General features: G+C 41.5%; 8 protein-coding genes. 4 read left to right on the plus strand and 4 right to left on the minus strand.

What is annotated here, in order from left to right; all coding sequences use genetic code 11:
- The 4 genes from DA100_RS21150 to DA100_RS10595 all read left to right on the plus strand — a co-directional run.
- A partial coding sequence (locus DA100_RS21150; protein ID WP_206208567.1) for a hypothetical protein occupies nt 1-211 on the plus strand: 211 nt, incomplete at its 5' end.
- 299 nt (nt 212-510) lie between these two features.
- On the plus strand, nt 511-1,662 hold the full coding sequence (locus DA100_RS10585; RefSeq protein WP_138972098.1) for a hypothetical protein: 1,152 nt from the start codon (nt 511-513) through the stop codon (nt 1,660-1,662).
- A gap of 1 nt (nt 1,663) precedes the next feature.
- Nucleotides 1,664-3,994 (plus strand): ThiF family adenylyltransferase, encoded by a 2,331-nt coding sequence (locus tag DA100_RS10590; protein WP_171052202.1) that lies wholly within the window; start codon nt 1,664-1,666, stop codon nt 3,992-3,994.
- A gap of 52 nt (nt 3,995-4,046) precedes the next feature.
- Complete coding sequence (locus tag DA100_RS10595; protein ID WP_138972100.1) at nt 4,047-4,535, plus strand: hypothetical protein; 489 nt, start codon at nt 4,047-4,049, stop codon at nt 4,533-4,535.
- Between the two features lie 235 nt (nt 4,536-4,770).
- Here the strand turns inward: DA100_RS10595 and DA100_RS10600 are convergent, their stop codons facing one another.
- The 4 genes from DA100_RS10600 to DA100_RS10615 all read right to left on the minus strand — a co-directional run.
- Entirely contained in the window at nt 4,771-5,229 is a 459-nt protein-coding gene (locus DA100_RS10600; RefSeq protein ID WP_088721425.1) for a hypothetical protein, read from the minus strand.
- Nucleotides 5,230-5,231: 2 nt separating this feature from the next.
- Complete coding sequence (locus DA100_RS10605) at nt 5,232-7,292, minus strand: hypothetical protein (RefSeq protein WP_138972101.1); 2,061 nt, start codon at nt 7,290-7,292, stop codon at nt 5,232-5,234.
- Nucleotides 7,289-9,031 (minus strand): hypothetical protein, encoded by a 1,743-nt coding sequence (locus tag DA100_RS10610; RefSeq protein ID WP_138972102.1) that lies wholly within the window; start codon nt 9,029-9,031, stop codon nt 7,289-7,291. Before DA100_RS10610 ends, DA100_RS10605 begins: the two co-directional genes overlap by 4 nt.
- Nucleotides 9,024-10,179 (minus strand): tyrosine-type recombinase/integrase (locus DA100_RS10615; RefSeq protein ID WP_138972103.1); only part of this gene is annotated, 1,156 nt, incomplete at its 5' end. The genes DA100_RS10615 and DA100_RS10610, both read right to left, overlap by 8 nt.

The following is a 10,179-nucleotide window of genomic DNA, read 5'->3' on the forward strand; positions in this document are numbered from 1 at the left end:
GAAGTTTGTTATGACTCACATCTGTACATGGAAACTTGAAGGGAAATATCTTAGTTTTTCTAACATCCAGATACGACAAGAGCCACTAGAAGTGGCTCTGTTACGCGCTACCTGCGGTCAATACTCGATGAGCGGAAGAGAACAGGGCTATTTGAATTCATCTGTCTACGAGTGGAGCCGAAGCCACGCTTCTCATAGCAAGCATCAGTAGTATATGCTTGTAACCTGTTGAGTTCAAATTTAGCTGAACATACTGGCAAGCTTATGCCCCAAAACCATTTAGAGTAGATGCTCGCTACAGTTTTAAGACTCTACATTTGACCTAATTTTTCTGATGCTTCACTATGCACCTAGTGTATTACAACTCTCTTTCTATCTCTATGATTTAAAAGTTTAGGGGTTGTTCAGACATTCACAAGAGGGGGTTACGTGGGTGACGCCCAATAGCAATTAACTTATTGTTCATAGCATTATAATTTTCTAAATCGAAAACTTTTGAGGAAGTATAGAATGTCAGACTATTTACCAACGCAAGGTGTTACGTTTTGGCCGATAGGTAACGGTGACTCTACAACAGTATCAATTAATGATGATGTAAAGCTACAAATAGATTTGCATCATATGGTTGCTGCAGAGGATGAGGATGAGGAGTATTTCCCCGTTGTTGACCATTTAGTAGAAGAACTTCCAGAAATCGATGGAAAGCCATACCTGTCAGTTTTTGCTTTAACTCATCCAGATAAAGATCATATACAAGGTTTCGACAAGCTATTAGATGAAGCGACAATAGGCGAACTTTGGCTTACACCAAGAATCTTTGATGATGAAGAGCTTTCGAAAGAAGCTGATGCGTTTTATGAAGAAGCAGATAGAAGAAGAAAGCTGGCAATTGAAAAAAATGGCGATTTAGAATCAGGTGATAAAATTAGGATATTCGGCTATAGCAGTATTTTAGAAGAAGATAAGTTTAAGGGGTTCCCTGAGGATCTACTAACATTGCCAGGTGAAAGTTTATCCTTGTTGGATGGAGAAGATTTAGGTGCAGAGTTTCATGCTTTCATCCACTCCCCCTTCAAAGCAGAAGAAGATGACGAAAGGAACGACACTAGCTTAGGTATGCAAATCTCCTTAGGGGACGAAAATGATGATCTGAAAGTATTAATTTTTGGAGATTTAAAGCATGACAGTCTTAGAAAAATAATCGATATTTCAAAGACTAATGAAAATGAAGACAAGTTAGAGTGGAATATTTTACTTGCGCCTCATCACTGCTCTAAATCTGTTATGTATACGAAAGATGAAAATGACAAGAACATTTTTCAACGTGAAATGATGGATGATCTTGAGAGTTATTGTCTTGATATTGGTTATGTCGTTAGTAGCTCAAAATCAATACCAGCATCAAATAAAAAAGGCGATAACCCCCCTCACGCAATAGCTAAAGAACGATACGAAGAGATTGTTTCTACTGATTTTTTATGCACTCACAATGACGAGTCAGAAGATGCGGAACCAATTGTGTTTGAGAAAACCGACAATGCATTAGTATTAAATGGTGAAGCAGTAAGTGTAAACGCCGTTAAATCACTTTCTGACAGTGTGAATGATGCTCGTGCTAGTGGAACCCCCCCAACCAATACCGCAGGATTTGGAGAGCTGTAAATTGCGCTCAAATGGACAAGATAAAGCGGTTAATCAACTTAACCGCATTGAAGCAGCGTCAAATAATGCTTTTAGGGTCGTTCGTATAAACGAACCACATGAAGAAAACTCAACAATGTACGCTCTAATAGAGATCAATTGTTTAGGAATAAAGTCGAGTGATGATGGATTAAAACTTCGTCCTAAAGAAAAGTTTACAGTGTGCATACCCGAAAACTTCCCATTTAAGTATCCATCTGTTTATGTTAGTCATGCTAGGTTTAATGGCTTCGCACACGTTCAGTGGGTTAGACATCTGTGTTTGTTTTTATCACCAGACACTGAGTGGAATATTAGCGATGGCATGTATGGCTTCATTGAACGATTAAATCAGTGGTTAATTCGGGCCGCCACCAACTCACATGAGCAGGATGGACAACCGCTTCACCCACCAGTTGCCTACCCCGCAAATAAAGACCTACCAAGTGTGATTGTAAAGAAAAACACTCCATCATTTGATGAACCTTTTTGGATTGGATTTGCAATAATTAAGCAAATAACCGAAGACAGAATTGATTTAATTGGTTGGCAAAAAGAACTTGTTAAGTCAGAAAAAGGAGAGTTAGCTCCAGTAGTATTACTTAACGAAGATTTTCCTTTTGAGTATCCAAATAAGGCGGAAGAGCTATTCTCTCTCATAGAAAAATTTGGTGTTACAGTTGATAGTATTCATTTGCTGTCTTTGTTTGCTGCCGCTGTGAATTCTCCAGATAGCGATTTGTATCTGGTTATTGGTACACCAATGAGAGGTGCTAAGGGAGGTAAGCTGCTACAACATATTTCAACTTGGTCAATCGACAGTACTACTAAAGACACAATTAGTCTTGAGATCCGCTGCTTAAATATGCTGGCTGAATCTACAGATACGGAATTCAGGGAAAAAGTCGAACAACATAGACAAGGTTGCAAAGAACTTTCGTTAAAATGTCTGAAATCGGCAAACCTTCGTTGGTGTTCTGTTAAAGAAGACCGTGAGGAGGTTACTGTAAGAAGAGATACTCAAACTTCAGCAAATGCATTTTTGGACAAAGCGGTTGTGATATGGGGGTGTGGTGCTTTAGGTAGCTATATTGCTGAAGCTCTTGTTCGAGCTGGTGTTAAACACATTGTCTTGCGCGATAACAAGAAGGTTCATCCTGGAATTTTAGTTCGGCAAAATTATGAAGATTCTGACATCGGACTTTGGAAAGCTGAGAGCCTTAAAGTTAGGCTTCTGAGAGTTAACCCTAACTTAACTGTAGAAGTCAGCAATGATGATATTACTTCATCTATGAATACCCTACCTGAATTATCTGTAGCTGAAGATAACCCATATGATTTGCTTATTGATGCTACAGCATCTAATAAGGTGCAGTTGACCTTGGAATGTTATATCAAGTGTAGCAAACCAAATGTTTCGTTATCATCTATGTTGATAGGGGCCAGCGCTGATAAGGTTATAGTCAATTACTTTCCTGCTGTGAGTCAAGCCTCAACATTCGACTCTCTTAGGAAACTAAAAATAAAAGTTAAAGGTCGGAAAAAACTTGAAGAGTTTGCAACTGAATTTTGGCCTAATAACGAAGAATTCTTAAATTTTCAACCCGAACCCGGCTGCTCTGATCCTACTTTTGTAGGTTCATCAATTGATATGATGATTCTAGTAGGTAAAGCATTAGAGCAAATCGGAAACTTCTTCAAGTCAGACAATAACATACAAAGTGCGATGCTCTCCAAGTATGAGCATTGTGGAGATACCTCTGTTATCCACCCTAAAGACCTTGTAGCGGACTTACCGGATGGTTATCAGGTAAGGGTACAAACTAGTGTCTTGGCTGATATCAAAAAATACGTATCCAAATCAAAACGCAGAGGTAAAGAAGTTTGCGAAACTGGGGGGTTACTCTTTGGGCAAATAGACCATGCAAGCGAAATTGTCTGGATAAGTAAGATCATTGGCCCCCCAAGTGACAGCGTTGCAAAGCCAGAAAAGTTCATTTGTGGCATAAAAGGCACACATAAATTTAACAATGAGATTTCCAAGAATACACAAGGTTCAATTTCATATGTTGGGATGTGGCACACACATCCTATTAGTGCTGCAATACCTAGTGAAACAGATATGGAAGGTATGGCAGGAATAATGTGTAGAGATGGGTTTGCTTCTGAGTCTCAAATACTTGTAATAGTAGGGTATAGTAGCACTGAACCTGAACTTGGCATTTATAAATACTCCATTTCAGATATAAAAAAAGTTGGTGATGGAGTGATGAATCTTAAGCTGGCAAACAACGGTATTGTTAGGAAAATGTAACTATCATTCAATATCTAGATTATGAGCATAACGAGGGTGCAATAATTCACACATGAAAGAATTGATTTCAAAAATTTCATCTTACAACCTGTTTAACTATCTATTTCCAGGAGCGTTATTTGTTGTTTTGTTAGAACAACTTACGGTGTTTTCACTGAAGCAAGAAGACATAGTTCTTAGTGTTTTCTTTTATTACTTTATAGGTTTGGTTATAAGCCGTTTAGGGTCTATTGTGATTGAGCCGCTCCTTAAGCTTTTTAGAGTTGTTAAGTTTGCTGAGTATGCGAACTATGTTGCGGCATCAAAAATTGATGAGCTTATTGTGACGCTGTCCGAACAGAATAATATGTACAGAACATTATGCTCGGTCATGTTGTGTCTTGGCGGTGCAAAGCTATGGGAAGTGTACACATCTGATTTTCCTTGGCTCAGTGAAAATTTTGAGACACTTGTTATCATTGTGCTAGGTGCGCTGTTTGTACTTGCTTACAGAAAGCAAACTGCGTATATCAGATCTCGAGTAGAGCGTCATACCAACTAAAGCAAGTAAGTTAAGACGAAATATAACAATGGAAGCCTTAAGATCTTGGTGCTTCCATATCAACACAACTGAAAACTTATTGTTATCCGTATATTACTAAATTAGTAAATAGCCTGACTCACTTCTGTCCAAAAATGAGTTTGAAAGCGTAGATTGGGACAAAGCGTAGATTGGGAACGGGTTTGATTTGGATGGTAAGCCCACTCAATTGTCATTCAAGTGGGCAGCGGTGGAACTACTTAATTGGCACCACCTTACTCCTTTTAAGCTTGGCAAGATTCTCTCGAAGCTGAGCATTCTCATATTCAAGTTCATCAATACGAGCCAGTGCCTTAACTAACTTATCATTCAGGTGATGCTGTTCAGCCGCAAACAGAGCTAACTTCTCTCGCTCCGCCTCATACTTGTCTTTGAAGTTACTTTTAATGCGCTTTTGCTCTTTGAGCTTACCCCGCACCGCTTGTATTTCTGGCTGAACGTATTCGCCTTTCCCTTCTGCAATATCAACTTTGGTCTGCTTCACCTTTTCTACAAATTCAGGGTAGTAATAACCGCTACCATTGCCGAGTTTCGCTTCTTCCTCAACCGCTCTCACACTCAATTTGCGGCTTTTGGGGATGTGTTTAGGCTTACCGTTGGCTATTCGGTCTAATGCAGCCTCAAGGGCGATTAATGTATTTTCACTCTTACCCATGCTTAAACCTCCGTGATATTAAGTTCAGCTTCAAAAGGAGTAAATTCCATCCCAAAGTCCCGCATAACGTTTTCTGCCGCTCTAATTTGAGTAATGTAATGGCTTCTATCCGTGACCGTAATATCGTCTCCTGTTGCCATATAGGCCGATAAACTACGATGCTTATTTTGCCACCACTTTGCTTGCTGCTCATCAATGATGCTGCTTCCAGACGAACAATCGACGCAAAACTGTGGTGTAACAACACCATCCATATCGCAATCATAGCCACTCTTGCAGTAGCTGTGCAGTGAGCCATGAAGCGTGAGTTTACCGTCTTTTACCGCCTTATAGATGGTGTCCCAAGAGCTGTAAATCGTTGGGACATCACCTCGCATTTTCATGATGGCTTTGCCATGTGCGCCCGATAATGTTTCATCAGAATGCCACTGTTTGAAGATTTTATTGGTAGTAGATTCAGCGTTAATCTCATCAAGTGCTTGTTGAATTTTCGGATCGACCATTAAATCACGAAGGCTGGCTAAATGCCCCCCGTTCGTGTACCACTCTGTCATCGCCAAATACAGATGTTTGAACTGCTGCTTGAGTGCAACCAGTGAGCTTAATCGGTTTTTAACGCAGTAGAACGCGAGGCTGCGTCTGAATTGGTGAGTGCTCATAGGCCAAGGTTGACCAACCACAACTTGGTTTTCAATTTTGACCTGTGAGCTAGGGTTTGACTCCACACACTCTTTGTAATCACCATCATTCACCACAAAATCAAATTGTTTACAGAATAGTTTTAGCCGATGATTCCACCCTGTAATTAATTTCGGCGCCTGAGAGCGGTGTGTTTGATTGACCCATAGCGAATTTGCGTATTTCTCATCGGGGTATTGCACTTTTTCTCGCCAGCTTTTTGTGAGGATGGACACCAAATCAATCGCGGTTTTTGACACGGCTGCCGTTACCCACGTTTCTCGTTTTTCACCCAATTTAAATGTATGAGATTGAAGAAGGTGAAGCTCTCGGCCACTCAGTGAGTCTAGGTAATAACTGTTCGGAGTGAGCTTATCAAGTTCGCTATCACGCATACCACTAAAGCCGCCACACACAATGTAAGTTGCCGTGATTAGCTGGCCTAAGTATCGCTGAAAATCACGGCCATTCTCTAAAGGGATATTGGGTAGCTTTGTTGCCAGTGGCGCAATCAGCTCATTTGGTTGCTTGGGTTGATTGTCGGTAATAGCGGCAGCAAACTTATGATTATCAATACTTCTATCGGAGTTCATGAATCTGAATACTCCGCCAGCTTTCACCTTATCTTCTACGATTAGCTTACCTTGAATGTAGTTGTCTTGGAGGTCACGCTCAGTCTCGGCAATGAGCGTGGCATGAGGAAGCGCTTCTTCAATAAGCGCCATTGCCTTGCCATAGATGGCGTGGCAAAGACGTTCAGGAATAACTAATGTTTGTTGGTGTCTTATATCATTTAAGCGCCTAGCTTCATTCTTTGACTCGATACGAGCAATGCCCAGAGCTATCTTATGCCAAGGGGTGTACTCAATGGCTTTGTTGATGGCTGTAAATGTTTTCTCAAGCGCGCTAACGCTCAACTCACGTTCGCTAAGGCGCTCATTGAGCTTCAGACGCATATTAGTCGATGACAATGTAGAGAGTGTGTGCGCATTTTCTTGAGCGAGAAATTGGTAGGTTACCAAAGCGTAATTAAGTCGACCGTGAACGGTTGAAAACTTTGGTGCCTTTCTTTTTTGTGGAGAGAGATTAAATAACCAACCGTAAGTGAAGAGCTTCAACTCTCGTTGTAATTCTGGGTGGGCATCTAATTGCGAAAATGAAAGATTGTTCTTTTCTTTTTTACGTGAAAAAGCAAAGCAATCCCAACTGTTTTGGCCAAAGGTGGCGGTGACGTTACCGTCTTTATCTCGGCAAACCACCACGCCATCCAATTCGTCGAACCGCTTCTCATGGTACAAGGTGACAATATCGGCAGGCTGGACTTTATGCTCTACGGGGGAGTCAGCAAGATATAAATGGTCAGTATTGAATTTATTTTTGCTCATTTGGATGTCTCCTGTGATGGAATAAGGCTGAGCACTGATTCCGCATCATCCCAATTCGGGTGTAAGCCCTCATCGTCCAATTTATCTTCTGCCTCTTTAAGTAGAGAGGTCTTAATGTTTGGCAGAATCTGGGTATCAATAAACACAATGATGTCTTCAAAGTTTTGCTTGTAGTGATGAGCATCAAGGTGGCGATATAGGGATTCTTCAATACAGCTTTTGAAGCTTAATAGGCACCAAATATCTGAGAGAGATTGAACTATGACCTGGTCTGGACAACCGAAACAATTAAGTAAGTCGGCACACGCCAACCTCTCACCGTCTTTAATTAACCCATGCTTGAGCGCTTTTCTTGTGTACTTTTCTGACTTTTCACCAAAAGGCTCAGAGCAACTTCCTCCGTTCGGAGTACGACTTAAGTTAGGAAGGTTGATTTTGTTTTCTACCTCGATAACCAACACATCAATGCCTAAGCTTTCTTTGGCTTCATTTGTGCTTTCACCTTGCTTTATCTCTTGCTCTCGCAAGGACATTGCATCTTGCATCATCCCATTATTGGCAGTTCGGTTACCCTTGCTGTAGCTTCTCTTTCTCGTGTTAGAAGTGTTGTTGAGCATGATGTCGTTCACCAACTCACCTTGATGGTAAGTCGTGATTTGTGCGCCCGTTTCTCGAAAGCGACTGATGACAGGGCGCAAGCGACGACCCGTTTGGTCGGTAAAGATAAAGTGCTTTTCGACCCATTTACCTAAGAAACTCTGCAAGGTTACGGACTTGAGCGGCGCGCGTTGTTTTGAGGCGACCGTTTGCAATAATGTCGCGTTGGGGGCTGTGGAAATCAGGCGTGAGGCTTCGAGCAGCGTATCAAAGAAGCTCATTGCGTACTTAGGAATATCCAGCTCATGACCGCCAATGTCAACGTGGATGGTTTTGAATGCTCGGCGCTTAAAAGCGGGCATGGTGTACCAAATTTCACCGATGGATGTAGAGGCGTTATCTGGTTGCTGTAGTTGGAATAAATCACTGGTATTAGCGTAGGTGTAGTAAGCCAGTAGGTAAGTTCCAGCACACATCATTTTGCTGATGCCACCACATAGTTTGTACTGCTCTCCCTTCCAGTTAAACGTCATGGTTGGGACGGTCTGATAAGCATCTATGTGCTTTTCAGGGTTTTCAATAAACTGCATGGCAGTCTGCTTAAAGAGACTGCGCAAAAAAGGCAGTAATTGATTTAGGTTACTGCGAGTATAAGCCTCAAAGGGCTCCCTATCGCTATCATCCATGACGGTGATGTTGTCGAAATACGCACTTGGCAAGTCTAAGTAATCACAAAATAAACGTAGCATGCAAGAGCGGATTTTTTTGTAGGAAGAGCGCTTTGGTTTTCCAAGCAACACCTTTTTATAGAGAAACGCAAAGTAAGCTTCCGTGGCGGGTTGTGTGAACGCCTCTTCATTATGTTCATCGCACCAACGAAGATATTGAGAGCATTCTTGATATGTGTTGTAGAGTGACTCTGGGCTTTTACCTTCACTCATAAAATCCTCAAAGCGAGATTTCATTTGAAGGATAAAGCCTTCCCTATTTGCATCTTTAAAGCGACCGCTCTGCTTTAATGACGCTGTTGAAGGAAATCCCTTGACCATGAAGCGATTAAAGTCGACTAAATTATTGTTAGATGTATCTAATTGAATACAAAGCTCTGGCTTCCAGCCGTGCAAATAAGCGATATTACTCACTCTCACCGCCTAGAGCTTCATGCATGATGCCGTCTAAAATGCCGAATTTAACTTTGAAAGCTTCTTTACGTTTCAAGAAGTGTAAATATTTCCAAGTAGTTGAGATGTGTAGATGCCCCATCCATCCCATAAGTAGGCCAATGCTTTCTGAAGGAGGGTAACCAGCGTCAAGCAAATCACTTAATCGGTAAGTGCCATAAGTCGCGCGCAAGTCATGAAAACGGTGCGTGAATGCAGGGTGGGTCTTTCTAATTTGAGCTCTAAGCTCTATCCAGCGAGCTTCTATAGACTTAGCGGTTACGGGGTTGCCTTGCTCACTAACGAATAAAGGTTCATGCCGCTCAGATCGCTCTAATCGTTCAAGCGCCTCTTTCTTTAGCGTATCAGCCATTTCTGGTAGTGCTTCAAGTTTTTGGTCAAGCTTGTTTGCACGCTTGATTCGTCGCTCTGAAACTCGATATTCATTCAATGTAGATAACAACTCGGCAGAGATTTCCACTTGGCGAATTTTGAGGTATTTGGTCATCACACCTGTATCTTTAGGTGATAGTAACAACTCGAAACGATGCTTACTTCCAGCAATAGGTGTTGCTGTCTCGATAGATCTCGTGGATAACGTCGCAATCTCTTGGATACGCATACCAGTATCAATAGAAATAAGCACCTGTAAACGCAGCTCTTCAGATACGTTGGGCAGATATTGAGTGAGAATACTCAGTGACTCTTGGCTCAACGGAGTGAGAGGCCGGATGTTGCCATTGTCGGCATCTTTAGGGACTTTAATGCGTAGGTCACTTGTTTCTACGGTAAAAGTGGGTGATACATGAGCCAACATTCCTGTACTCTGAACAGAAACAAATTCCATTTTGAATGGAGCCTCTTTCTCGTTCTTTATCTTTAGATAACCGTCATGCATCAACCACTTATAGTAATTGACAATTTGGTTCATGCGAACGCTGGCAGTGCTATGCGCCAAGTCACCCGTTTTAATCTGCTTTAGTAGGTGAGAGCGAAATAGATAAGTCGGTTTTAGCCTTTTGACGGGAGGGAATGTATCCCATGCTAAATTCTCATCTTCAAGGAATTGATAATAGGCATAAAGAGCTTGAGAGCAGGGACTAAGGTCTTTAGCATCCTTAACCGCTTTT

Source organism: Vibrio sp. Hep-1b-8 (genome assembly GCF_006124995.1).
Classification (GTDB): domain Bacteria; phylum Pseudomonadota; class Gammaproteobacteria; order Enterobacterales; family Vibrionaceae; genus Vibrio.

Coding starts and splice junctions, on each gene's coding strand:
- DA100_RS10585 (WP_138972098.1), top strand. CDS start 511: ATGTCAGACTATTTACCAACGCAAGGTGTTACGTTTTGGCCGATAGGT.
- DA100_RS10595 (WP_138972100.1), top strand. CDS start 4,047: ATGAAAGAATTGATTTCAAAAATTTCATCTTACAACCTGTTTAACTAT.
- DA100_RS10600 (WP_088721425.1), bottom strand. CDS start 5,229: ATGGGTAAGAGTGAAAATACATTAATCGCCCTTGAGGCTGCATTAGAC.
- DA100_RS10605 (WP_138972101.1), bottom strand. CDS start 7,292: ATGAGCAAAAATAAATTCAATACTGACCATTTATATCTTGCTGACTCC.